The 24,360-nt window shown below is 30.0% G+C and carries 21 protein-coding genes and 1 other RNA gene; 15 read left to right on the forward strand and 7 right to left on the reverse strand.

Features of this window, described 5'->3' with window-relative positions:
- Positions 1-16 precede the first annotated feature (16 nt).
- The 3 genes from Q0776_RS15395 to Q0776_RS15405 all read left to right on the forward strand — a co-directional run bounded on the left by Q0776_RS15395 (position 17) and on the right by Q0776_RS15405 (position 6,851).
- Positions 17-2,857 carry a T9SS type B sorting domain-containing protein gene (locus Q0776_RS15395; RefSeq protein ID WP_298370175.1) on the forward strand — a complete coding sequence of 947 codons (2,841 nt, stop codon included), beginning with the start codon at positions 17-19 and terminating at the stop codon, positions 2,855-2,857.
- 73 nt (positions 2,858-2,930) lie between these two features.
- Positions 2,931-4,919 (forward strand): excinuclease ABC subunit UvrB, encoded by a 1,989-nt coding sequence (uvrB, locus tag Q0776_RS15400; protein WP_298370178.1) that lies wholly within the window; start codon positions 2,931-2,933, stop codon positions 4,917-4,919.
- A 384-nt stretch (positions 4,920-5,303) separates the two neighbouring features.
- Positions 5,304-6,851, forward strand: coding sequence for a T9SS type A sorting domain-containing protein (locus tag Q0776_RS15405; RefSeq protein ID WP_298370181.1), 1,548 nt, complete (start codon positions 5,304-5,306; stop codon positions 6,849-6,851).
- 148 nt (positions 6,852-6,999) lie between these two features.
- On the opposite strand, the gene fsa is transcribed toward Q0776_RS15405, so the two are convergent.
- Positions 7,000-7,653 (reverse strand): fructose-6-phosphate aldolase, encoded by a 654-nt coding sequence (fsa, locus tag Q0776_RS15410; protein WP_298370183.1) that lies wholly within the window; start codon positions 7,651-7,653, stop codon positions 7,000-7,002.
- A gap of 330 nt (positions 7,654-7,983) precedes the next feature.
- Between fsa and Q0776_RS15415 the strand changes: the two genes are divergently transcribed.
- Positions 7,984-8,160, forward strand: a complete 177-nt coding sequence (locus Q0776_RS15415) for a hypothetical protein (protein WP_298370185.1) — start codon at positions 7,984-7,986, stop codon at positions 8,158-8,160.
- 28 nt (positions 8,161-8,188) lie between these two features.
- On the opposite strand, the gene Q0776_RS15420 is transcribed toward Q0776_RS15415, so the two are convergent.
- Together Q0776_RS15420 and ffs are read right to left on the reverse strand one after the other, a co-directional pair.
- Positions 8,189-8,992, reverse strand: coding sequence for an SDR family oxidoreductase (locus Q0776_RS15420; RefSeq protein ID WP_298370186.1), 804 nt, complete (start codon positions 8,990-8,992; stop codon positions 8,189-8,191).
- A 110-nt stretch (positions 8,993-9,102) separates the two neighbouring features.
- Positions 9,103-9,201, reverse strand: an RNA gene (ffs, locus tag Q0776_RS15425) — signal recognition particle sRNA small type.
- Between the two features lie 175 nt (positions 9,202-9,376).
- Between ffs and Q0776_RS15430 the strand changes: the two genes are divergently transcribed.
- The 4 genes from Q0776_RS15430 to Q0776_RS15445 all read left to right on the forward strand — a co-directional run bounded on the left by Q0776_RS15430 (position 9,377) and on the right by Q0776_RS15445 (position 14,521).
- On the forward strand, positions 9,377-9,943 hold the full coding sequence (locus Q0776_RS15430) for a DUF4199 domain-containing protein (RefSeq protein WP_298370188.1): 567 nt from the start codon (positions 9,377-9,379) through the stop codon (positions 9,941-9,943).
- 15 nt (positions 9,944-9,958) lie between these two features.
- On the forward strand, positions 9,959-10,906 hold the full coding sequence (locus Q0776_RS15435; RefSeq protein WP_298370191.1) for a glycosyltransferase family 2 protein: 948 nt from the start codon (positions 9,959-9,961) through the stop codon (positions 10,904-10,906).
- A 73-nt stretch (positions 10,907-10,979) separates the two neighbouring features.
- Positions 10,980-12,695: a phospho-sugar mutase gene (locus Q0776_RS15440; protein WP_298370194.1), complete on the forward strand. Its 1,716-nt coding sequence runs from the start codon at positions 10,980-10,982 to the stop codon at positions 12,693-12,695.
- The gene (locus Q0776_RS15445) at positions 12,695-14,521 is read left to right on the forward strand and encodes an ABC transporter ATP-binding protein (RefSeq protein WP_298370196.1); all 1,827 of its coding nucleotides are present in this window, start codon (positions 12,695-12,697) and stop codon (positions 14,519-14,521) included. The genes Q0776_RS15440 and Q0776_RS15445 overlap by 1 nt, the downstream gene beginning before the upstream one ends.
- Before the next feature lie 41 nt (positions 14,522-14,562).
- On the opposite strand, the gene Q0776_RS15450 is transcribed toward Q0776_RS15445, so the two are convergent.
- The 3 genes from Q0776_RS15450 to Q0776_RS15460 form a co-directional block, all read right to left on the reverse strand.
- Positions 14,563-15,987, reverse strand: coding sequence for an HD domain-containing protein (locus tag Q0776_RS15450; RefSeq protein ID WP_298370199.1), 1,425 nt, complete (start codon positions 15,985-15,987; stop codon positions 14,563-14,565).
- Between the two features lie 3 nt (positions 15,988-15,990).
- Positions 15,991-16,551 carry an L-threonylcarbamoyladenylate synthase gene (locus Q0776_RS15455; protein ID WP_298370200.1) on the reverse strand — a complete coding sequence of 187 codons (561 nt, stop codon included), beginning with the start codon at positions 16,549-16,551 and terminating at the stop codon, positions 15,991-15,993.
- 115 nt (positions 16,552-16,666) lie between these two features.
- Positions 16,667-17,482 carry a 2,3,4,5-tetrahydropyridine-2,6-dicarboxylate N-succinyltransferase gene (locus Q0776_RS15460; protein WP_298370202.1) on the reverse strand — a complete coding sequence of 272 codons (816 nt, stop codon included), beginning with the start codon at positions 17,480-17,482 and terminating at the stop codon, positions 16,667-16,669.
- A gap of 98 nt (positions 17,483-17,580) precedes the next feature.
- Here Q0776_RS15460 and ruvX point away from each other — a divergent pair, with 98 nt between their 5' ends.
- The 7 genes from ruvX (at position 17,581) to Q0776_RS15495 (ending at position 21,763) form a co-directional block, all read left to right on the forward strand.
- Positions 17,581-17,991, forward strand: a complete 411-nt coding sequence (gene ruvX / locus Q0776_RS15465) for a Holliday junction resolvase RuvX (protein WP_298370598.1) — start codon at positions 17,581-17,583, stop codon at positions 17,989-17,991.
- Positions 17,988-18,665, forward strand: coding sequence for a DUF1919 domain-containing protein (locus Q0776_RS15470; RefSeq protein WP_298370204.1), 678 nt, complete (start codon positions 17,988-17,990; stop codon positions 18,663-18,665). Before ruvX ends, Q0776_RS15470 begins: the two co-directional genes overlap by 4 nt.
- 75 nt (positions 18,666-18,740) lie before the next feature.
- Positions 18,741-19,328, forward strand: coding sequence for a peptide deformylase (def, locus tag Q0776_RS15475; protein ID WP_298370207.1), 588 nt, complete (start codon positions 18,741-18,743; stop codon positions 19,326-19,328).
- Positions 19,329-19,332: 4 nt separating this feature from the next.
- Positions 19,333-19,752: a DUF5606 domain-containing protein gene (locus tag Q0776_RS15480; RefSeq protein ID WP_298370210.1), complete on the forward strand. Its 420-nt coding sequence runs from the start codon at positions 19,333-19,335 to the stop codon at positions 19,750-19,752.
- Positions 19,753-19,755: 3 nt separating this feature from the next.
- On the forward strand, positions 19,756-20,535 hold the full coding sequence (gene mazG, locus Q0776_RS15485) for a nucleoside triphosphate pyrophosphohydrolase (RefSeq protein ID WP_298370213.1): 780 nt from the start codon (positions 19,756-19,758) through the stop codon (positions 20,533-20,535).
- A gap of 30 nt (positions 20,536-20,565) precedes the next feature.
- Complete coding sequence (locus tag Q0776_RS15490; RefSeq protein WP_298370216.1) at positions 20,566-21,024, forward strand: DUF1801 domain-containing protein; 459 nt, start codon at positions 20,566-20,568, stop codon at positions 21,022-21,024.
- Complete coding sequence (locus Q0776_RS15495; RefSeq protein WP_298370218.1) at positions 20,999-21,763, forward strand: SDR family NAD(P)-dependent oxidoreductase; 765 nt, start codon at positions 20,999-21,001, stop codon at positions 21,761-21,763. The genes Q0776_RS15490 and Q0776_RS15495 overlap by 26 nt, the downstream gene beginning before the upstream one ends.
- Positions 21,764-21,818: 55 nt before the next feature.
- On the opposite strand, the gene lon is transcribed toward Q0776_RS15495, so the two are convergent.
- Positions 21,819-24,272: an endopeptidase La gene (gene lon / locus Q0776_RS15500; protein ID WP_298370221.1), complete on the reverse strand. Its 2,454-nt coding sequence runs from the start codon at positions 24,270-24,272 to the stop codon at positions 21,819-21,821.
- Positions 24,273-24,360 lie beyond the last annotated feature (88 nt).

Consider the following 24,360-nt stretch of genomic DNA (forward strand, 5'->3'; position numbering starts at 1 on the left):
AACCTTATCAAATTAAATGAAAAAAATACTCCTTTATATTCTATTTTTTTGCTTTTTAAAATCCTATTCACAAGGAGAAGCAAATATTTGGTATTTTGGAGATTATGCCGGATTAGATTTTAATTCCGGAAATCCTTTATCAATTTCAGGTAGTAAATTAACAACACGTGAAGGTTGTTCTTCTTTTTCTGATGCTAATGGAAACTTACTATTTTATTCAGATGGTACAACTGTTTGGAATAAAAATCATAATCCAATGCCTAACGGAACTTTTTTAAAAGGAGGTTCTTCTAGCTCGCAATCGGCTATGATTATTCCAAAACCAGCAAGCACAACTGAATTTTATATTTTTACTGTTGGATCATTTGCCAATGAAAACCCTGGCTTTAATTACTACACTATTGATATGACAAAGGATGGTGGTTTTGGAGATGTTGTAAGAGGACCTGTTGATTTAAATGAAGGTAGAGAACTAGAATGGACAGAAAAAGTAGCAGCAATTAATGGTAAAGATTGTGAAACATTTTGGGTTATTTCATATGTAGGTGATGAATTTAAAGCATATAAAATAACTAAAAACGGAGTTGCTTTTAGACCAATTACAACAAAAACAGGATATTATGCTCAGGATAAACGAGGCTATTTAAAAATTTCTCCAAATGGGAAAAAGATTGCCATAGCACATATGAAAGATCAAAAACTATTTTTATATGATTTTAATAACCAAACTGGTTTGGTTACCAATCCACAAGAATTAAATTTATCATATCCTGCACATAGCCCTTATGGTTTAGAATTTTCTAGTAGTGGAGAAAAATTATATGTGCACGCTAGTAATGATTATTATAGTGAAGATTTTTCAGAATGGAACAACCCAGCAAACCATTATTCAACTTTATATCAATTTAATCTTAAACAACCAACAACTGCGCTTATTAACAGTTCGAGAGTAATTTTAGATTCTCAAAACCTATATAGAGGAGCTCTACAACTTGGTCCCGATAAAAAAATTTACAGAGCTTTGGCTCATACATATAATAAAGGATCTAATTATTTAGGAGTTATTGAGTTTCCAGAAAATGATGGTTTAAATTGCAACTACGTACACAATGCAATTGATTTAGGAACTAATAAATCCACTCAAGGTCTTCCCCCATTTATTGCCTCCATATTTTACCAAATTGAAATTTTAAACGCTTCAAGAGACAATGAAGTGGTTACCAACCAAACTATAAAACTATGTACTGGAACAGATTACACGTTTAATACCGAAACCTTACCAGGAAACGCCGTGTATAGTTGGAAATTAAATGACTCTATTTTTAGCACAAATGCAAGTATTAATTTAAAAAATATTCAAAAGACAAATGCTGGAAAATACCAACTTAAAGCTAGTTTAGTTGATAGATGTGGTAAATCAATTATTTATGAAGGAAATTTTGAGGTTGAAGTATATGACCCCCCAATTGTTCCAGAAAATCTAATTTTTGATCAGTGTGATTTCGATTCAAATAGTTTAGATGGAATAACACTTTTTAATCTTGAAACCAAAATTCCAGAAATAACCAATAACAACCCCAAATTAATTGTAACATTTTATAAATCTATAATTGATTTTGAAAATGATATGCCAATTGAAAATCCATCGGAATATGCATCCTATACAAATCAAAATTTTATAGTAAAAATAACAGATACTTTAAGTGAATGTTCCTCAATTGGGAAAATGGAATTAAATGTGTATCCTACAAGTTTAGACACCTATGATGCTATCTATACTTGTGAAAATGAATTAAATTCCGATTCAAAATATAGCCAACCTACTAATTTAGGTAGTTTTAATTTAGAAATTAAACGAGAACAAATTGAGGAGCTCTTTTCTAATTATAATATAGTTGTAGAATTTTATGAAAATATTTTAGATACTCAACTTCAAACAAATAAAATTGATGGTGTAAAAGAATATCCTAATAGTGAAATTTTTGTTAGAATTTCGAATAAGGATAATAACAATTGTATTTCGGCGGGAAAATTTAACCTAGTAGTTAATAAAATCCCATTACCTAATTTTGTTGATGAAGATGTAGTTCTTTGCATTGGCACAATTGAAGACAATCCACTTAATGAATATTATGTGGATTTGGATGGAAGCACTTATTTTGAAAACGACCAATATCAATGGTATTTTAATAACCAACCAATTTATGGAGCAACTAACGCTATTTATGCAGCAACAAAAGGAGGTAATTATAGTGTTGAGGTGCAAAGAAAATATAGTAATAACCTTAATAAAAATGATGATACAAGTTATTGTATTGGGTATAGTAAATTTAAAGTTGTTGAATCGAATGCACCTGTTTTATATAATGAAAACGTCGAAATTATTGATGATTCATCAAACAACAGTATTACCATAAATACCGATAATTTAGGAATAGGAAGCTATCAATATTCAATTGATGATTTTTATGGCGAATATCAAGATGAACCATTTTTCGAAAATGTATCTTCAGGATTTCACACCATATACGTTAAAGATAAAATTGGTTGTGGTTTTGATCAATTGGAAGTTTCAGTTATAGGATTTCCTAAATATTTTACTCCCAATAATGATGGAATTAATGATTTTTGGAGAATTCCAGGAGTAAATAGCAGTTTTTACCCATCTTCAAATATTCATATTTTTGATAGGTTTGGAACCTTAATTATCACCTTAAATCCAAATGATGCCGGATGGAATGGAACATTAAACGGTAAACAATTACCTTCTTCCGATTATTGGTATTCTGTTGAATTAACCGACCAATTTGGAAATAGACGATTTAAAAAAGGGCACTTTAGTTTAATAAGAAGGTAACTATTTTACATTAAACAAAAATTCTTAATTATAGTAGTATTAAATTGAATATTAAATAACTTATTTTTGCAATATGCAATTTAAATTAGAATCAAAATTTAAGCCTACTGGAGATCAACCCGAAGCTATAAAACAGCTTGTAGAAGGGATAAACACCAATGAAAAATACCAAACACTTTTAGGTGTTACTGGTTCAGGTAAAACATTTACTGTAGCTAATTTAATTGCCCAAACTCAAAAACCAACCTTAGTTTTAGCGCACAACAAAACGTTGGCCGCTCAATTATATTCAGAGTTTAAACAATTTTTTCCAAGCAATGCTGTGGAGTATTTTGTTTCTTATTATGATTATTACCAACCAGAAGCTTTTCTACCTACCACTGGAACTTATATTGAAAAAGATTTATCTATAAATGAAGATATTGAAAAACTTCGTATAAGTGCTTCTTCTACCCTACTTTCAGGAAGAAGAGATGTTATTATAGTTGCCTCTGTTTCTTGTATTTATGGTATTGGAAATCCAGTTGAATTTAAAAAGAATATCATTTCAATTGAAGTGGACCAGGAAATACCTCGTACAAAATTTTTAAAATTATTGGTTAACAGCCTATATTCAAGAACTGAAACAGAAATTAGTAGTGGAACATTTAAGGTTAAAGGCGATACAATAACTGTATATCCTTCCTATGGAGAACACGCCTATAGAATTCACTTTTTTGGTGATGAAATTGAAGAAATTGAAAGTTTTGACATAACTAACAATCAGGTTGTTGAAAAATTTGAACAGTTAAATATTTACCCGGCAAACCTATTTGTAACCTCCCCTGATGTTTTGCAAAATGCAATTCACGCAATTCAGGAAGACTTAATAAAACAGGTAGATTATTTTAAAGAAATTGGAAAACATTTAGAAGCCAAACGCTTAAAAGAACGTACAGAATTTGATTTAGAAATGATACGTGAATTGGGTTATTGTAGTGGTATAGAAAACTACTCTAGATATTTAGATGGTAGAAATCCAGGAACAAGACCATTCTGTTTATTAGACTATTTTCCGGATGATTATTTAATGGTAATTGATGAAAGCCATGTTACCGTACCTCAAGTACATGCAATGTATGGTGGTGATAGAAGTAGAAAGGAAAATTTGGTTGAATATGGATTTCGATTACCTGCGGCTATGGATAATAGACCTTTGAAGTTTGAAGAATTTGAAGAAATTCAGAATCAAATCGTTTATGTAAGTGCAACTCCTGCAGATTATGAATTGGAAAAAACAGAGGGAATTTTTGTCGAGCAAGTTATTCGTCCAACAGGTTTACTTGATCCTGAAATTGAAGTACGACCAAGTATAAATCAAATTGATGATTTAATTGAAGAAATTCAAGTAAGGGTTGAAAAAGATGAACGCACCTTGGTTACTACTTTAACTAAAAGAATGGCTGAAGAATTAGCCAAATATTTAACACGAATCCAAATCCGTTGTCGTTATATTCATTCTGACGTTGATACTTTAGAGCGTGTTGAAATTATGCAAGATTTAAGAAAAGGTTTATTTGATGTATTGATTGGTGTAAACTTGTTAAGAGAAGGATTGGATTTACCTGAAGTTTCTTTGGTTGCCATTTTAGATGCCGATAAAGAAGGTTTCTTACGGTCACATAGATCTTTAACACAAACAATTGGTAGAGCTGCCAGAAATGTAGAAGGGAAAGCAATTATGTACGCCGATAAAATCACCAACAGTATGCAATTAACCATTGATGAAACTGCAAGAAGGCGCATAAAACAAGTAGCATATAATACCGCTAATAATATTACACCTACTCAAATTAAAAAAAGTATAGAAGATACACTTGGACAAAATACTGCCGCATCTTACAATTACGACACCACTGTTGGAATTGCAGCGGAAGATGAGTTGAATTACCTGTCTAAATCAGAAATTGAAACTCGCATAAAAGAAAAAAGAAAACAAATGGAAGAAGCTGCAAAAGCACTAGATTTTATAATTGCAGCAAAGTTGAGGGATGAAATAAAAATATTAAAGGAAAAAATTTAATACAAATTTTAATAAAACATCTCCATCAACAAATTTACTACCATTTACAAAACATTGTAAAATTATATTCTGTTTTTTAATTCTGATTTTTTTTACTATTACATGTGAAAAATTCATCTAAATTCTCTATAGTTGGAGTTTTTAACTTGACAAATATCAATATTATAAAGATGAATTTATTTAAGCTTTACTATATAATTTAAAATCATTTTATTTAGAATAATCACTTATTAAACATTTGAATAACAACTCTTTATTTTACATCAAAAAAAAACTTCATTATTTTTAAATTATTAATTTTTTTATTAATAATTTAAAAATTAACACCTAAAAAAATCGTATATTTACTTACAAAATATCTTATTTTAATTAAGTATTTACACTATGAAAAAAAATGTTTTTATTTTATCCGTTTTATGTTTCTTTTTAAACATCGCATTTATTAATGCCCAAAAAGCTTTAACTGCTTCAACTGCTCAGGGCACTGCAACTACAACAGGAAATGGCGTTAATTGGACTCCAGTAGTGGTAACATCACTAAATCTAACTGCTGGAACAAAAGTATTGGTTAAAGCTGTAATTGAAGCAACTGTTACTAGTGGAAATAGTGATATAAATACGGAATTTAGATTAACAGATGGTACAAATTTTAGTCCAGTTATTTTTCGCTATGTAACAACTAAAACCTACACAGACAAAGGAAAAGTATCAATTTCTTTTATTTTTGATAGTACCCCATTTACTGGATCAAAAACATTTACATTAGAGCATACTAAAACAACGAGTGGTGAAAATAAACAATTTACATCAAAAGCAATAATAACTGCTATTGAAATTTCTAATAGTAATATTATCTTACCAAGTGGGCAAGCAACTGCATCATTAACAAGTACAACTTCAACTACTTATTCGCCTGTTGCAACAACAAATATGATTACTCTTGAAAAAACAGCTGATATCTATATAACTTCTACATTTTCAACTAGTACAACAGACGTTTCTGCATCTGGAGATTGGTCAATACAAGAATCTACCGATAATATTTCATACACAGATATTCCAAATTCACAAATTACAAGATCTATTACTGCTGCAAATGATGCCGGTATTGGTGCTGCAACTATAGCAACTTTAATCAAAGCAAAGCCAGCAGGAAATTATTATTTTAGGTTAGCTGACAAGGTAAATACAGGAACAAATCTTTCAACAATCGGAGCTACAATATCTGCCGTTGTTTTAAGAAGTACAATTGCTACTGGAGATGATGTGTTTCCTTCATATACCCAATCACCTCCAAGTGAAACAAGCACTACAAATACATATAGCGTTATTAATTCAGCCACAATAACGGCTCCAGAAAATGGTTTTACAGATAATAAGTTTTTTATGCATACCACCTATAATATGACAGCAGCTGGTGATAATATAGCATATGCTACCCATGAGTTTACAAGTTCTGCGGGAACATTTACGCCTTTTGAGATACAACGCTATGTTCTTAATGGTACAACAGGTAGCGGAGGCTTGATTGGTATAGTTAGCGGAATAAATGCATTATCATCTTTTGATGTTTCTTTTCAACACAAAAATTCAGGTGCTACAGGTACCTTAACTACATCCAATATAAATACTATTGGTTTTTTCCTAAATAGTGACCCTTTTAGTACACTCTCAGTTGAAGAGGACATTTTAAACTCAAACATTTCTATATATCCAAACCCTTCGAAAGAGCAATGTTATATTAGTAATAACGTTACTGAGGGAGAAACTTCTTTTAAATTTTATACGTTAACTGGCCAGTTGGTGCATAGCTTAACTGTAAAGCCTAAAGAACATACAAAGGTAGATATTACTGGATGGGCATCAGGAGTTTATATTTTAAAAGCGACTAATAATGGTATTAATATTGCAAAAAAATTAATTATAAAATAATTAAAAGACAGATTTCATTAATTTTTATTCGCAGATTAGCCAAATATAATATAGACGTAATGACATAAAAATTGTAAAGGCTGTTTAAAAAAGTTCACATATCTATAATTTCTTTTTAAACAGCCTTTATTTAACATAGCAAAATTTATTAGTTTCCTTTATTATAATCTGCTAAAAATTGAGCTAAACCACTCTCAGTTAAAGGATGTTTTAATAAACCTTTTATTGCGCTTAATGGACCTGTCATAACATCTGCTCCAATTTTTGCACAATCAATGATATGCATTGTATGACGGACAGATGCTGCTAAAATTTCGGTTTCAAATCCATAATTATTATAAATATGTCTTATTTCAGAAATAAGGTGTAAACCGTCTGAAGAAATGTCATCTAAACGCCCAATAAACGGAGACATATAAGTTGCACCTGCTTTTGCCGCTAATAAAGCTTGTCCCGCAGAAAAAACCAAGGTAACATTTGTTTTAATTCCTTTATCCGAAAAATATTTACAAGCCTTAACACCATCAGCTATCATTGGTAACTTTATTACAATTTGAGGATGTAAAGCGGCTAAGGCTTCTCCCTCTTTTACCATTCCTGCAAAATCTGTTGAAATTACTTCTGCCGAAACATCTCCATCTACAATATTACAAATGTCTGCATAATGTTTTAAAATATTTTCTTCACCTTTAATTCCTTCTTTAGCCATTAATGACGGATTTGTTGTAACACCATCTAAAACACCAAGTGCTTGAGCTTCTTTAATTTGATCTAAATTTGCCGTATCAATAAAAAATTTCATTCTGTTTTTATTTAGTTAATTAGTAATAATATTAGTTGCAAAAATATATAAATGATTATAATTTAAGCTTTAATTACTAAACTAACTCTACTAACTGAAAATTTAAGACTCCTAACGTAAAAAGGCTTATTTTTAGCTAATTAGCTCGAATAATTTGCTTTTTAGAAATAATTTTATTATGTTATAAAGATAAAAGTTGTTTTATAAATTAAACTCCAAACAACTTTTACACCCTATTTTCTACAAATAAAATAAGATCATTAAGTCTACCTTTTAAAATGAAATTGTAGAATTTAATTTAATGAAATAAAAACACTAAAATATATCAAAATGAAAAAATTAGATGTAAAAAAAATCAAGCTTCCTTTAACTAAAAAAAAGTATAAAAAATTAAGAGATGCCATAAGAACTCGACAAGTAAAATGGATGGATATGTCTACCGATTTAATGTATGCTTATCAAGATTTTTGGCGTTTTCAAAGATACAAAGAACTTAATAACGAATAAATATCAATGCATAAATTCAACAATGTATCTATAATTTGTAATGGTTCATTAATAGCTTTTCATAAACTTTATCTGGTAAAATTTTCTTCAAAACAATAGAGAACTTTTGCATAAAATCTCCAACTTTATAATGAATATTTGGCTTTTCTAAATTTATTATTTTATGAATCGCTTCGGCCATTTGTATCGGGTCACTTCCACTATCTACGTGAGCATCCATCAATTCTAGATTTGACTGATACTTATCTTTATATGGTGAATTTTCAAAAACAGGAGTATGAAATCTTCCTGAAGCAATGTTTGTTGCAAAATCTCCAGGCGCAACATTAGTTATTTCTACTCCAAATTCTTTCACTTCCATTCTAATAGCCTCAGTAACAATTTCTAAAGCTCCTTTTGATGCCGAATATATGCCACGAAAAGGTAATCCCATATAACCAGCAATTGAAGTAACATTAATAATTAATCCGCTATTTTGTTTTCTCATTTGTGGTAAAACAGCTTTCATAACATCAATGGCACCGAAAAAATTAGTGTCAAAAACTTTTCTCATTTCATCAGTTGGTGTTTCTTCAATAGGCCCTGTAATTCCCATTCCAGCATTATTTACCAACACGTCTAATTTTCCTTCATTTTTAATAACTTCAGCAACAGCAGCATTTATAGTTGAAACATTTCTCACATCCAAAGCAACCAATTTAAACGGATGATTTTTAATTGTTTGAGGATTTCTACTAGTTCCATAAACTACAAAGCCTTTTGAGCATAAATACTCTCCTACCGACTTTCCTATACCAGAAGATCCTCCGGTAACTAACACTACTTTAGCCATTATTTGTATTTAAAATTGAGAATTTGGTTCAAAAATACATTTTCAAATGTAATGTAAGACCTTAAGTTAAGTTTTATTTTCTAATTTCTTATTGAAAAAAGGGCATAAAAAAAAGGCAAGCTACCTACATCACACTGCTACAACCTAATACCTTTGCTGCGTTCCCGCCCTGGAGGATTCAAAGGGAGCTAGTTGTGTAGGACTTGCCGGGTGCAAATTTACAATCAATTTTTAGTTTAAACAATGATTTTTATATAAATTTATGTAACAATTTTAAATAACTGTTTACTAATAAATTATTAGAACTAATTTATTAATGTTAAACAAAATTATACTTTACTAAATGTCTATTTAGTATATTTGTTACTCAAAAATCACAATCTTATGAATCAAATTATTAAAAAAAATGGTATCAACTTTGGATTAATCCTTGGTTTTTTATTAATCCTGCCTACTTTATTGGGTTATGCTTTCTCTATTTCATTTCTTGTTAGCTATTGGACTTTAGCTTTTGTTTTTTTAGCTGTTATTATTTTAGGTATTGTGGTTATTGCATTTTCTAAAAAAGCATTAGGCGGTTTTATTTCCTTTAAAAATGCTTTTGCCTCTTATTTTATAATGGTTATTGTAAGTTTTTTATTATCAACTTTAATGAATTTTGTTTTATTTAATGTAATTGATAAAAACTTTGAACAAGTTGTTAAACAAGAACAAATACAAGTAACTGAAAATCAAAGAGATTTTTTTGCAAGTAAAATGGGGAATGCTCCACAAGAACAAGTTGATGAGTTTCACGATAAATTTGATGAAGCAATAGAAAAAATTAAAAATGACAAGCCATATAGCTTACTTTCTCTTCTAAAAGGTTTTACAATTTCAATAGCTATCTTCTCGTTATTTGGTTTGTTATTAGCTTTTATTTTGAAGAAAAAAGATCCTGCATTAGATTAAACAAAACAATATTATATGGATATATCAGTAGTTATCCCACTACTTAACGAAGACGAATCTTTAAATGAATTACACGATTGGATTGCAAAAGTTATGCAGTCCAATCGTTATTCTTATGAAATACTTTTTATTGATGATGGTAGTACAGACAATTCTTGGGAAGTAATTGAAAACCTTTCAAAAAAGAATGAAAATGTTAAAGGTATTAGATTTCAAAAAAATTATGGTAAATCACAAGCCTTAAACGCTGGATTTAAAGTAGTTAAAGGTAATGTTGTTATTACTATGGATGCTGATTTACAAGACAGTCCAGATGAAATTCCTGAATTGTATGACTTAATTGTTAAAGAAGGATACGATTTAATTTCCGGTTGGAAAAAAAAGAGATACGATTCAAAAATAAGAAAAAACATTCCATCAAAACTATTTAATGCTGCCGCGCGTAAAACTTCAGGTTTAAAACTTCATGACTTTAATTGTGGACTAAAAGCTTATAAAAACGAAGTTGTTAAAAATGTTGATGTAAACGGTGAAATGCATCGTTATATTCCTGTGCTTGCAAAAAATGCCGGTTTTAATAAAATTGGAGAAAAAGTTGTTATTCACCAAGCTAGAAAATATGGCGTTACAAAATTTGGAATGGACCGATTTATTAATGGTTTTCTAGATTTAATAACCATTTGGTTTTTATCTAAATTTGGAAAACGACCAATGCATTTATTTGGACTTTTAGGTACCTTAATGTTTGTAATTGGTTTTTTGTTTGCTTTTTACCTAGGTATAGATAAAATATTTATTCACCCAGAAGGTAGGTTAATTACTCAAAGACCTCAATTTTATATCTCTCTGATTACTATGGTTATAGGAACTCAATTTTTCTTGGCTGGTTTTTTAGGTGAAATTATTTTAAAATCAAAAACCGATTCTAAACGCTATTCAATTTCCAAAAACCTCAATTTATAACGTTTTAGTAAAAACTTCTGAAAGTTAAAAGTAATAACATTATTTTTGTATAAAATTTGATTAAATAACAATTATGAGCACTATATTAGAAAAAGCAAAACTTTGGCTAACCGATACATTTGATTCTGAAACTCAACAAGAAATTAAACATTTAATTGATACTGATCAAGATCAATTAAACGACCGTTTTTATAAAAATATGGAATTCGGTACTGGTGGAATGAGAGGAATTATGGGTGCGGGAATCAATAGAATTAACAAGTATACACTTGGAAAGGCAACACAAGGATTATCCAATTATTTAATTAAAACTTTCACAAACAAGCAACTAAAAGTTGTTATTGCTTTTGATTGTCGTCATAATAGTAAATCATTTGCAAAAGTTGTTGCAGATGTACTTTCTGCAAACGGAATTAAAGTTTATTTATTCGAAGACTTACGTGCAACACCTGAACTTTCTTTTGCAGTTAAACATTTAGGATGTGATGCAGGAATTGTATTAACAGCATCTCACAATCCACCAGAATATAATGGATACAAAGTTTATTGGGCAGATGGTGGTCAAATTGTACCTCCACAAGACGGAGAAATTATTGATGAAGTTAACAGTTTAGCATTTGCTGATGTTAAATTTAACGCCAACGAAAAATTAATTGAAGTTATTGGCGAAAAGGTAGATAATGCTTTTATTGATGCTTCAGTTAAAAATGGAACTTTCAATATTGACGGAAGAGATAATTTAAAAATTGTATTTACTTCATTACACGGAACATCTATTACTGCCGTACCGGCAGCTTTAGAAAAAGCAGGATATGCAAATGTTAGTATTGTTGAAGAACAAAGAGTTCCAAACGGTGATTTCCCAACAGTTGCTTCTCCAAATCCAGAAGAACCTGCAGCTTTAAAAATGGCTACAGATTTAGCTAATAAAGTAGGTGCTGATATTTTAATTGGAACTGATCCTGACTGTGATAGATTGGGTATTGCTGTAAGAGATTTAGAAGGAAATATGAAGTTATTAAACGGTAATCAAACTATGTGTTTAATGACTAATTTTCTTATTAAAAAATGGAAAGAAGAAGGTAAATTAAACGGTAAACAATTTGTTGGATCCACCATTGTTTCAACAAACTTAGTTAATGAAATTGCTTCTAGTTATGGAGTAGAAACCAAAGTAGGATTAACAGGTTTTAAATGGATTGCTAAAATGGTTCGTGAAGCCGAAGGTAAACAAGACTTTATTGGAGGTGGTGAAGAAAGCTTTGGCTATATGGTTGGTGATTTTGTAAGAGATAAAGATGCAGTTACAGCAACTTTATTGGCTTGTGAAATAGCAGCCGACGCAAAAGCAAAAGGAAGCTCCATGTATAAAGAATTATTACAAATTTATGTTGATAATAACTATTATAAAGAACATTTAATTTCTTTAGTTAGAAAAGGGATGGATGGAGCACAACAAATTGCACAAATGATGGTTGATTTACGCGAAAATCCTGTAACTGAAATTGACGGTTCTAAAGTTAACTATGTTTACGATTACGAAGCTTCTACAAAAACTGATTTATTGTTAAATACGGTTGAAGCAATTGAAATCCCAAAATCAAATGTATTAATTTACGAAACAGTTGATGGAACCAAAGTTGCCGCAAGACCGAGTGGAACTGAACCTAAAATTAAATTTTATTTTAGTGTAAGAGGACCGCTTGACGCCATAGAAAATGCAGTGCAAGTTAAAAATAATTTAGATACTAAAATTCAAAGAATTATTACTGAAATGAAATTATCTTAATGAGTAGTTTCAAAAAAGTTATATCATATACAAAACCTTATAGAAGGTTCGCTATTCTAAACATAATCTTTAATATATTATATGCAATATTTAATGTATTATCTGTATTAGGTTTTATTCCAGTACTTGGTATTTTATTTGGTCAAGAAGAAAAAGTGTACGAAGCGCCAGTTTATACTGGTATTTCGTCATTATATAAATATGTGCAAGGATCTTTAAATTATAAAGTAACACAGCTAATAGATACCGGTGGTATTGAAAAAGCATTACTTTTTATATGCATTCTTTCATTTAGTTTATTTTTCTTCAAAAACGTATCGCGCTATTTGGCTTCATTCTTTCTAAACTTTTTAAGAAACGGAGTTATTAAAGATTTACGAGATGGTATTTATAATAAAATATTAATATTACCTCTTTCCTTCTTCTCTGAAAAGAAAAAAGGAGATATTATTGCTAGAATGACTTCTGATATTCAAGAAATTGAATTTTCCTTTTTAAAACAATTAGAAGTTGTTGTACGTGAACCTTTAACCGTGGTATTAACCTTAATTTCAATGTTTGCTATAAGTGTAAAACTAACATTGTTTGTATTTATTCTATTACCCGTTTCTGGAGTTATTATTGCTTTAGTAGGAAAAAAATTAAAAGCAAATTCTATATTAGCACAACAAGAAACCGGAAATTTTATTTCATTTATAGAAGAAACATTAACTGGTTTAAGAGTAATCAAAGGTTTTAACGCTGAAAATAAAATTGAAAAAAAATTCAATAATTCAACTTCTAAATTTAGACAATTGATGAATAGTGTTTTACACCGTAAAACATTAGCTTCACCAATGAGTGAATTTCTCGGTTCTGCAACAATTATTGCTATTTTATACTTTGGTGGAAGATTGGTTTTAACAGATTCTAGCCCAATGAAACCAGAAGAATTTTTTGGATACATTGGATTGTTTTATTTGGTTTTAAACCCTGCTAAAGCAATTTCAACAGCATCGTACGAAATTCAAAAAGGAACTGCCTCTGCCGAACGTATTTTTAAAATTATTGAAAGTGAAAATACCATTGTTGACAAAGCCGATGCTTTAGAGAAAAAAACGTTTGACACTAATATCTCTTTTGAAAATATATCATTTAAATATAAAGATGAATACGTTCTAAAAAACTTTTCTCTAGATATTAAAAAAGGTGAAACAGTTGCTCTAGTTGGTCAATCTGGTAGTGGAAAATCTACATTAGCAAACCTTATTACCCGTTTTTACGATGTAAATGAAGGAACCGTAAAAATTGATGGACAAGATATTAGAGATTTAAAACAAAAATCACTTCGTGAATTAATGGGAATTGTTACACAAGATTCCATTTTATTTAATGATACCGTTAAAAATAATATTTGTTTAGGTGTTGAATTTGCCAGTGATGAAGATATTTTAAAAGCAAGTAAAGTAGCAAACGCCTACGAATTTATTAAAGATTTACCAAATCAGTTTGAAACCAATATTGGCGACAGCGGAAACACACTTTCAGGAGGACAAAAACAACGTTTAAGTATTGCCCGTGCTGTTCTTAAAAACCCTCCTATTATGGTTTTGGATGAAGCTACATCAGCTTTAGATACCGAAAGTGAACAGTTAGTTCAAAAAGCTTTAGAGGAAATGACCAAAAATAGAACTTCTTTAGTAATTGCACATAGGTTATCTACTATACAAAATGCCGATAAAATTGTTGTTTTACGCAAAGGTGAAATTGTAGAACAAGGAAAGCACGATGAGTTATTAGCTAATAAAGGTGAGTACTATAAATTAGTAACAATGCAATCGTTATAATATACAACTCTTATAAAAATTAAAAAGCCTAAAGTTTTACTTTAGGCTTTTTTTAATCCTATTTTTTTTGCCCTTATTAGCATAAAAGCATAAGCTTCATCATAGTCATTTGCTATTTTCCCATCTAAAATAGCATCTTTTATAGCATCTTTAATTTGACCTATTTCTCTACACGGTTTTAAATTAAATGTTTCCATAATTAATTCTCCAGAAATTGGCGGTTGAAAATTACGAACGTGATCTCTTTCTTCAACTTCTTTTATTTTTTCGCGAACATTTTTAAAGTTATTATGGTAACGCTTAAATTTCGCTTTATTTTTTGTTGTAATATCAGCTTCACAAAGAGTCATTAAACTATCAATATCATCTCCTGTATCAAAAATTAATCTGCGTACAGCGGCATCAGTTACATCCGTTGCCAATATAATTGGTCTAGAACTTAAAAAAACCATTTTCTGAACAAATTTCATTTTCTCATTTAATGGCATTTTCAATCTTTTAAACAATTTATATACCATTTTTGATCCCACAAATTCGTGCGAATGAAATGTCCATCCAATATTTTTATCGAACTTTTTTGTTGGTGCCTTTCCAATATCGTGTAACAATGCTGCCCAACGTAGCCATAAATCTTGTGTATTTCTTGAAATATTATCAACAACTTCCAAGGTATGATAAAAATTATCTTTATGCTTCTGCCCTTCTACCTCATCTACTCCTTGAAGATTAGTAAGTTCAGGTAAAAAACGCTCCAATAATTTCGTTTTATGTAGTAATAATATTCCAACTGATGGAACATCTGAAAGCATTATTTTATTAAATTCATCAATAATACGTTCTCTGGTAATAATATCTAATCGTTCAGAATTTCTTGTTATTGCTTCTAATGATTTTTCTTCAATTTTAAAACCTAATTGTGCCGCAAACCTAATTGCCCGCATCATTCGCAAAGGATCATCGGAATAGGTAATATCCGGATTTAATGGTGTAACTATAGTTTTATTATCTAATGCTTTTAATCCATTAAAAGGGTCTAATAATTTTCCTAAATCTTTACCATTTAAACTTATTGCCAGGGCATTTATTGTAAAATCTCTACGATTTTGATCATCTTGCAATGTCCCGTTTTCAACAACTGGATTTCTACTGTTTTCGTTGTAAGATTCTTTTCTTGCTCCAACAAACTCAACTTCAACATCTTCAAATCGAAGCATTGCCGTTCCATAAGTTTTAAATACTTGGACCTTGGGTTTGTGTGGTAATAATTTGGCAACCTCCTGTGCTAATTCTATACCACTTCCAATTGCAACAATATCTATGTCTTTAGGTGTTCCTCTATTTAAAAAATAATCACGTACAAATCCTCCAATTACATACGAATTTAATTGTAAATTATCTGAGGCTTTTGAAATATATTCAAAAATAGGATGCGAAATCGCATCTTTATAAGTAGTGTTTTTATGCATATATTAATCTCGAAGTACTATAATTTCTCCATTTTCACCAACCTTTAAAATTGTTGATGATTTATGATTTACTTCCTTGCGTTGCAAATTTACAACATAGTCTACGCTATCCAAAATAGCGGCATCAATTTCTTCAAAACAATTTGGTGTAGCTGCTCCACTTATATTTGCTGAAGTTGAAACTATGGGTTTACCAAAATCTTTTATTAGTTGAAAACAAAAATCGTTTTTAGGAATTCTAATTGCTACAGTATTGTCATCTGCAACCACATTTTTTGCTAGCCCTATTGGATTGTTATAAATTATTGTTGTTGGTTTTATTGAATTTCGCAAAAGATTTTTAACTTCTTCAGAAATTTCTGGAATGTATTTACACAACATTTCAAAGTTATTTACCAAAATAATTAAGCTTTTACTTTCAGAACGTTGCTTTAATTTAAAAATCTTATTTACAGCATCTTCAGATGTTGCGTCGCAACCAATTCCCCAAACAGTATCTGTTGGATATAACAAAACATCCTTATTTTTAAGTGTTTTTAAACTATTTTCGAGCTCGGTATTCATTTTATCAAAAAATATTTAGAATGCAAATATATTGTTTTAGAGTAATTTAAAACAATAAAAAAATCCTACTTCATATAAAATAAAGTAGGATTTTTCTATAATAAATATAATATATTTAAACTGCTACTTCATTTTCTCTTAAAGCATCGTTTAAAGATGTCTTTTTATTGGTACTAGCTTTTCTTTGACCAATTATCATAGCACACGGAACATTAAATTCTCCTGCTGGAAATTGTTTTTTATAACTTCCTGGAATTACTACCGATCGTGCAGGAACTCTACCTTTTAACTCAATTGGTTCAGGACCAGTTACATCTATAATTTTTGTGCTCATAGTTAAAACAACTCCAGCACCTAAAACAGCTTCTTTTTCTACTCTAACACCTTCAACAACTATACAACGTGAACCTACAAAAACATCATCTTCAATAATTACTGGTGCCGCCTGTAATGGTTCCAAAACTCCACCAATTCCAACTCCACCACTTAAGTGAACATTTTTTCCTATTTGAGCACAACTACCAACAGTAGCCCAAGTATCAACCATAGTTCCTTCATCTACATAAGCTCCAATATTTACATAACTTGGCATTAAAATAGTACCGGCCGAAATATATGCTCCATGACGCGCAACTGCGTGAGGTACAACTCTTATTCCTTTTTCTTTATATCCTGTTTTCAATGGAATTTTATCATGGTATTCAAAAATACCAACTTCTTGAGTTTCCATTTTTTGAATTGGAAAATACAAAACAACGGCTTTCTTAACCCACTCGTTCACTTGCCATCCACCTTCAATAGGTTCGGCAACACGTAATTCACCTGCATCTAATAAAGCTACAACTTCACGAATTGTATTTTGAGTTTCCTCGTTTTTTAACAATTCTCTATTATCCCAAGCATTTTCTATAATTTTTCTAATCGCTTCCATTTATTTAATTTCTTTAATTGCTGCAAATATAAAATTTCTAATTTTTATATAATCCTAAATGCGTAAATTTGCACAACTTTATAAATATTGTTAACATTTTGGGTAGAATATTGGCTTTTGATTACGGAACTAAAAGAACAGGAATAGCAATTACTGATGAATTACAAATTATTGCATCTGGACTGACTACAGTTGATACAAAAAAAATATTTTCGTTTTTAACTACCTATTTACAGCAAGAAAACGTTGAGCTGTTTATAGTTGGAGAACCTAAACAAATGAACAATAAACATAGTGAAAGTGAGCAATTTATTAAAATTTTTATTGAAAAATTAAAAAGTACTTTTCCGAAAATTGAAGTTAAAAGAATTGATGAACGGTTTACATCAAAAATGGCTTTTCAAAGTATGATTGAAGGAGGATTAAAGAAAAAAAAGCGTCAAAACAAAGCTTTGATTGATGAAATAAGTGCAACTATAATTTTACAAACGTATTTAGAACAGAAATGAGGAATCATATATTTAGAAAACTAGTTGTTTTTATTAGAAGAAAATACCGTGTTTTCAACAAAAAAAAATACAGCAAGCGAGACATTGAACTTTTGAAAAACAAAAAATTTGTAATTGTTTGCGATAATTGTTGGGCAGGATCTGTTTACCAATGGTTACAACGTCCCTATAACTCACCTTTTATTAGCATTGGTTTTTATGGAGATTGTTACATAAAATTGCTTTCTAATTTTGACCATTATATGAGTCTTCCCTTAAACTTTGTAACTGAAAGTAAGTATAAAAATAGAAACATTACTTACCCTCTAGCCCTTTTAGGTGATATTGAACTTCATTTTACACATTATAAAACTGAGAAAGAAGCTCAAACAAAATGGACTAGGAGAACCGCCAGAATGTTAGAAGAAACAACTAATAAGGATGATTATATTTTTATGATGTCTGATGCCTGGTATGCTAAAGAACATAACTTTGCCGACTTTGGAAAACTTCCTTATAAAAATAAGATTTCATTCTCAAATCATAAGTTTGAGCATTTGAATTTAAAAAACCATTATGAAGTTTTAGAAATAGATAAAAATTTTAAAGACAGAGTTCCAAACGGGGTAAAACTTTTTAAAATTATGTTTATGTATGTAGATTTTTATAAATGGATGGCAAAACAATTATCTTAACCTAAATGTACTTTTCCATTACATCTTTTTAGTTTCAACTATAAATTTGTACTTTTGCATTCCAAAAAAAAGAAAATGATTTTACCTATTATAGCATACGGTGATCCTGTTTTAAGAAAAGTAGGTGTTGATATTGATAAAGATTATCCAAATTTGGATGAACTTATTGAAAATATGAGAGAAACCATGGTTAACGCTAGTGGTGTTGGTTTAGCAGCTCCACAAATTGGCAAGGCCATTCGTTTATTTATTATTAATGCAACTCCATTTAGTGAGGATGAAGATTTGGACGAAAGTGAACGTGAATTTTTATCCAAGTTTGATAAAGTGTTTATCAATGCCAAAATAATTAAAGAAGAAGGAGAAGAATGGGCCTTTAATGAAGGATGTTTAAGCATTCCTGAAATTAGAGAAGATGTTTTTAGAGAAGAAAAAGTAACTATTGAATATTTGGATGAAAATTTTGAAAAACACATTGATGTAATTGAAGGTATTGCAGCAAGAGTTGTTCAGCACGAATATGACCATATTGAAGGAATTTTATTTACAGATAGAATTTCATCTTTAAAGAAAAGATTGATTAAAAAGAAACTAGAAAATATTTCAAAAGGAAAAATAAAAGCGGATTATAGAATGAAGTTTCCTTTATTAAAAAGAAAATAAATTTATGGAATTAAAAGATATTGTATCTGTTAACGGTAAACCAGGATTGTTCGAAATTAAAGCGCAATCTAAAGGTGGAATTATTGTAGAATCATTAATTGATGGAAAAAAAATACCAGTTACTGTTACTCATAATATTAGTGCGTTAAACGAAATTGCTATTTATACCTATGAAGAAGAAGTTCCTCTTCGAATTATTTTCAAAAGTATAGCCGAAAAAGAAGAAGGAAAAGAAACCATTAGTCATAAAGAAAGTGGTAAAGTTTTAACTTCATATTTTAGAGAAATTTTACCAAACTTTGATGAAGAACGTGTTTACACATCAAACATTAAAAAAGTTGTGCAATGGTATAATTTATTAGCTTCAAAAAATTTCGATTTTGCTTCGATAAAAGAAGTAGAAGAAGAAACTGAGGAGGCCTAAATTATGAATTCCCGCGAACAGCAACTTAAAGCATTTGGTCGATTATTAGATATAATGGACGAATTGCGTCTAAAGTGTCCGTGGGATAAAAAGCAAACTTTTCAAAGTCTTCGCCATTTAACTATCGAAGAAACTTACGAATTAGGAGACGCCATTCTTAATAATGATTTAGAAGAAATTAAAAAAGAATTAGGTGATGTATTGCTACACATTGTTTTTTATGCTAAAATAGGCTCTGAAACCGACTCGTTCGACATTGCTGATGTTGCTAATGAAATTTCAGAAAAGCTTATTTATCGTCATCCACATATTTATGGAGATGTTGAAGTTAAAGACGAAGAAGAAGTAAAACAAAATTGGGAAAAGCTAAAACTTAAAGAAGGTAAAAAATCTGTTTTAGAAGGCGTGCCTAAATCTTTACCAGCAATGGTTAAAGCAAATAGAATACAAGACAAGGTTGCAGGAGTTGGTTTCGATTGGGAAAAACCGGAACAGGTTTGGGAAAAGGTCCAAGAGGAATTAGCCGAATTGAATGAAGAAATTAAAAAAGGAAATACTGATAAAATTGAATCTGAATTTGGAGATGTCCTATTTTCAATGATTAATTACGCTCGATTTATTAAAGTAAATCCCGAAAATGCATTGGAAAGAACTAACAAAAAATTTATAAATCGTTTTCAATATTTAGAACAAGAAGCGAAAAAAGTGAATAAATCACTTCATAACATGTCATTACAAGAAATGGATGTATTTTGGAATGAATCTAAAAAGTTTTATAAATAATCTTTAAATTAGCATGGTAAACTACAAACTATGCAAATTAAAGCAAATTCACCAAAAGAATATATTCAAAATATTCCTGAAGACAGAATTCCATATTTTAAAAAACTAAGAACTACTATTTTAACCAATATCCCTAAAGGATTTGAAGAACAAATGAGTTATGGAATGATTGGCTATGTGGTTCCAAAAAGTATTTATCCGGAAGGATACCATTGCGATACTAGTTTACCTCTACCATTTGTAAATATTGCGTCTCAAAAGAATTTTATTGCATTGTACCATTCCGGTATTTATGCCAATAAAGAACTCTATGATTGGTTTGTAAACGAATACCCAAAACATTGTAAGCGTAAAATAGATATGGGAAAAAGTTGTATCAGATTTAAAAAAGCGGAAGAAATTCCTTTTGATTTAATTGCTCAATTAATGCAAAAAATGAGTGTAAAAGATTGGATACATATTTATGAAAAAGCCATTAAAAAAAGATAAAAATAATATGGAAAAAGTTGTAATTATTACTGGTGGAAATAAAGGAATTGGGTACGGACTAGCAAAAGAATTTCATAAAAATGGATACCGTGTTATTTCAATTTCAAGAAATAAAATTGAAAAGTTGTATTCAGTTGAACAATATCAATGTGATTTAAGCATTTCAGATTCTATTGAAAAAACTATGCTTGATATTTTTTCGCAATTGGATGAAAACACTACAAAAAAATTGGTATTAATAAATAATGCCGGAGATTTAGGAATTGTAAATACTTTAGAAAATATTCCAACCATAAATATTGATTACACAATAAAAGTAAATTTAACAGCTCCACTAATTTTAAATTCTCTTTTTATTAAATTAACTAAAGGATGGGAATGCAAAAAGAAAATTATCAATATTTCATCTGGCGCTGCAATAAACCCATACGAAAGCTGGTCGTTATATTGCTCCTCAAAAGCGGGAATTGATATGATGACAAAAGTTGTTGCAAAAGAGCAAAAGAAAATTAAAAATGGTGTAAAAATAGTTTCAATTTATCCAGGAGTAGTTGATACAGATATGCAAGCCAAGGCAAGAAACACTCCAAAAGAAAGGTTTAATTCCGTTCAACGATTTATTGATTTTTATGAGAATGGAGAATTATCTACTCCTAAACAAGTTGCAGAAAAAATTTATGAACTTGAAGATAAGGGGAAATTAAAAAATGGAATAATTTTAGATGTACGAAACGAATAAAAAAAGCAGCCCATTGGCTGCTTTTTTTAGCTTTTTAAAGCGTTTTTTTTACTTATTATAATTTTTTAGCGTTCTTAACCTTTTGTTTAGTAAGTGCTATTGCAATCACCTCTTTCATATCTGATACATAATGAAATTTTAATCCTTTTAAATAAGACGGCTTAATTTCCTCAATATCTTTTTTGTTATCAATACATAAAATTAATTCCTTAATATTTGCACGTTTTGCTGCTAATATTTTTTCTTTAATTCCTCCAACTGGTAGCACTTTACCTCTTAAGGTAATTTCACCTGTCATTGCCAATCTCGATTTCACTTTTCGCTGAGTAAATACAGAAACCAATGAAGTTAACATAGTAATACCAGCACTTGGACCATCTTTAGGTGTTGCACCTTCAGGAACGTGAATATGAACTTTATATTCCTCTAAAACTTCAGGTTTAATTTCAAATTCTTCGGCATTCGCTTTTATATACTCCATTGCAATTGTAGCCGATTCTTTCATCACTTTTCCTAAATTTCCAGTAATAGATAATCCTTTCCCTTTTGAAATAATTGACTCAATAAATAAAATATCCCCACCAACACTCGTCCAAGCTAAACCGGTAACAACACCCGCAACGTCATTGCTTTCGTATTTATCGCGTTCTAAATGAGATGGTCCTAATACTTTTTCAATAGTTTCTACAGAAATATCAATATCGTACTCCTCTTCCATAGCAATAGATTTTGCTGCGTAACGCACCATTTTTGCTATCTGCTTTTCTAAACCTCTAACTCCAGATTCTCTTGTATAAGCAACAGCTATTTTTTCTAACTGTTTCTTACCTATTTTAAGTTGATCGGCCGTTATACCATGCTCTTTTAACTGCTTTGGTAATAAATGACGTTTAGCTATTTCAACTTTTTCTTCAATTGTATAACCAGAAACATTAATAATCTCCATTCTATCTCTTAATGCCCAAGGAATAGTTGATAAGCTATTAGCCGTAGCAACAAAAAGCACTTTAGATAAATCATAATCTAATTCTAAATAATTATCGTAAAAGGTAGTATTTTGCTCAGGATCTAACACTTCTAACATAGCTGAAGATGGATCTCCATTATGACTAGAAGAAGCTAATTTGTCAATTTCATCTAATACAAAAACAGGATTAGAAGTTCCAGCTTTTTTTAAATCTTTAATAATTCTTCCTGGCATTGCACCAATATAGGTTTTTCTATGCCCACGAATTTCAGCTTCATCTCGAACACCACCTAAGGACATACGAACATATTTTCTTCCTAAAGACTCTGCAATTGATTTCCCCAAAGAAGTTTTTCCAACACCCGGAGGTCCATACAAGCAAATAATAGGCGATTTCATATCTCCCTTAAGTTTTAAAACAGCTAAATGCTCTATAATACGTTCCTTCACTTTTTCTAAACCAAAATGATCACGGTCTAATATTTTTTGAGCTCTTTTAAGATCAAATTGATCATCTGAATATTCGTTCCAAGGTAAATCGAGTAATAAATCCAAATAGTTTCTTTGAACAGAGTACTCTGCCACCTGCGGATTCATTCGCTGTAAACGTCCTAATTCTTTTTCAAATGTTTCTTTAACTTCTTTACTCCATTTTTTCGTATGCGATTTTTCCCGCATTTCTTCCAATTCCTCATCGTACGAAACACCACCTAATTCTTCTTGAATGGTTTTCAATTGTTGATGTAAATAATACTCACGCTGCTGCTGATCCATATCAGTACGTGTTTTAGACTGAATTACATTTCTCAACTCTAATCGTTGAAATTCTTCATCCATCTTTTTTAAAGTAAGAAGCGCTCTTTCTTTTAAATTTTCAGTTTCTAACAATTCTTGTTTCTCTTCAACATTCAAATTCATATTTGAAGAAACAAAATTTATTAAAAATGGCTTGCTCTCAATGTTTTTTATTGCAAAAGAAGCTTCGGATGGTAAATTTGGGTTTGCCTTAATAATACGAACAGCCATTTCTTTTATTGAATCAATAATAGCATCAAATTCGAGTTCTTTTTCTTCTGTTCTATCTTCAATACGCGGCTTTGTTATTGCTTGTAAATAAGGCTCTTCCTGAACAATACTATCAATTTCAAAAGGCTTTTTTCCTTGAATTATAACAGTTGTATTACCATCAGGCATTTTTAACATCCTTAAGATACGGGCAACTGTCCCAACTTTGTATATGTCATTTACTGATGGATCCTCAATTGCCTCATTCTTTTGAGCAACAACACCTATAATTTTATTTCCTTTATTTGCTTCCTTTATTAATTGTATGGATTTATCTCTTCCTGCAGTAATAGGTATTACAACTCCCGGAAAAAGAACAGTATTGCGCAAAGGTAATATTGGTAACACCTCTGGCACATCTTCTTTATTTATTTCCTCTTCATCTTCTGGCGTCATTAAAGGTATTAAATCTGCATCTTCATCTAATATGTGCTGTAATGACATATTGTCTATTTTTAAAAAATTTGAATCACTCATAGTTTCTTTATGGTCATTTTGTCACTTAAATAATATCTTATTCAAATCACAATTTAATTAATCATAATTATTTCATTGGTTTACAATA

The sequence above is a fragment of the uncultured Lutibacter sp. genome (genome assembly GCF_947495725.1).
Lineage (GTDB): Bacteria > Bacteroidota > Bacteroidia > Flavobacteriales > Flavobacteriaceae > Lutibacter.

Excerpts from the sequence above, each read along its gene's own strand:
- Q0776_RS15395 (WP_298370175.1), top strand. The coding sequence starts at position 17 with ATGAAAAAAATACTCCTTTATATTCTATTTTTTTGCTTTTTAAAATCC.
- uvrB (WP_298370178.1), top strand. The coding sequence starts at position 2,931 with ATGCAATTTAAATTAGAATCAAAATTTAAGCCTACTGGAGATCAACCC.
- Q0776_RS15405 (WP_298370181.1), top strand. The coding sequence starts at position 5,304 with ATGAAAAAAAATGTTTTTATTTTATCCGTTTTATGTTTCTTTTTAAAC.
- fsa (WP_298370183.1), bottom strand. The coding sequence starts at position 7,653 with ATGAAATTTTTTATTGATACGGCAAATTTAGATCAAATTAAAGAAGCT.
- Q0776_RS15415 (WP_298370185.1), top strand. The coding sequence starts at position 7,984 with ATGAAAAAATTAGATGTAAAAAAAATCAAGCTTCCTTTAACTAAAAAA.
- Q0776_RS15420 (WP_298370186.1), bottom strand. The coding sequence starts at position 8,992 with ATGGCTAAAGTAGTGTTAGTTACCGGAGGATCTTCTGGTATAGGAAAG.
- Q0776_RS15430 (WP_298370188.1), top strand. The coding sequence starts at position 9,377 with ATGAATCAAATTATTAAAAAAAATGGTATCAACTTTGGATTAATCCTT.
- Q0776_RS15435 (WP_298370191.1), top strand. The coding sequence starts at position 9,959 with ATGGATATATCAGTAGTTATCCCACTACTTAACGAAGACGAATCTTTA.
- Q0776_RS15440 (WP_298370194.1), top strand. The coding sequence starts at position 10,980 with ATGAGCACTATATTAGAAAAAGCAAAACTTTGGCTAACCGATACATTT.
- Q0776_RS15445 (WP_298370196.1), top strand. The coding sequence starts at position 12,695 with ATGAGTAGTTTCAAAAAAGTTATATCATATACAAAACCTTATAGAAGG.
- Q0776_RS15450 (WP_298370199.1), bottom strand. The coding sequence starts at position 15,987 with ATGCATAAAAACACTACTTATAAAGATGCGATTTCGCATCCTATTTTT.
- Q0776_RS15455 (WP_298370200.1), bottom strand. The coding sequence starts at position 16,551 with ATGAATACCGAGCTCGAAAATAGTTTAAAAACACTTAAAAATAAGGAT.
- Q0776_RS15460 (WP_298370202.1), bottom strand. The coding sequence starts at position 17,482 with ATGGAAGCGATTAGAAAAATTATAGAAAATGCTTGGGATAATAGAGAA.
- Q0776_RS15470 (WP_298370204.1), top strand. The coding sequence starts at position 17,988 with ATGAGGAATCATATATTTAGAAAACTAGTTGTTTTTATTAGAAGAAAA.
- def (WP_298370207.1), top strand. The coding sequence starts at position 18,741 with ATGATTTTACCTATTATAGCATACGGTGATCCTGTTTTAAGAAAAGTA.
- Q0776_RS15480 (WP_298370210.1), top strand. The coding sequence starts at position 19,333 with ATGGAATTAAAAGATATTGTATCTGTTAACGGTAAACCAGGATTGTTC.
- mazG (WP_298370213.1), top strand. The coding sequence starts at position 19,756 with ATGAATTCCCGCGAACAGCAACTTAAAGCATTTGGTCGATTATTAGAT.
- Q0776_RS15490 (WP_298370216.1), top strand. The coding sequence starts at position 20,566 with ATGCAAATTAAAGCAAATTCACCAAAAGAATATATTCAAAATATTCCT.
- Q0776_RS15495 (WP_298370218.1), top strand. The coding sequence starts at position 20,999 with ATGAAAAAGCCATTAAAAAAAGATAAAAATAATATGGAAAAAGTTGTA.
- lon (WP_298370221.1), bottom strand. The coding sequence starts at position 24,272 with ATGAGTGATTCAAATTTTTTAAAAATAGACAATATGTCATTACAGCAC.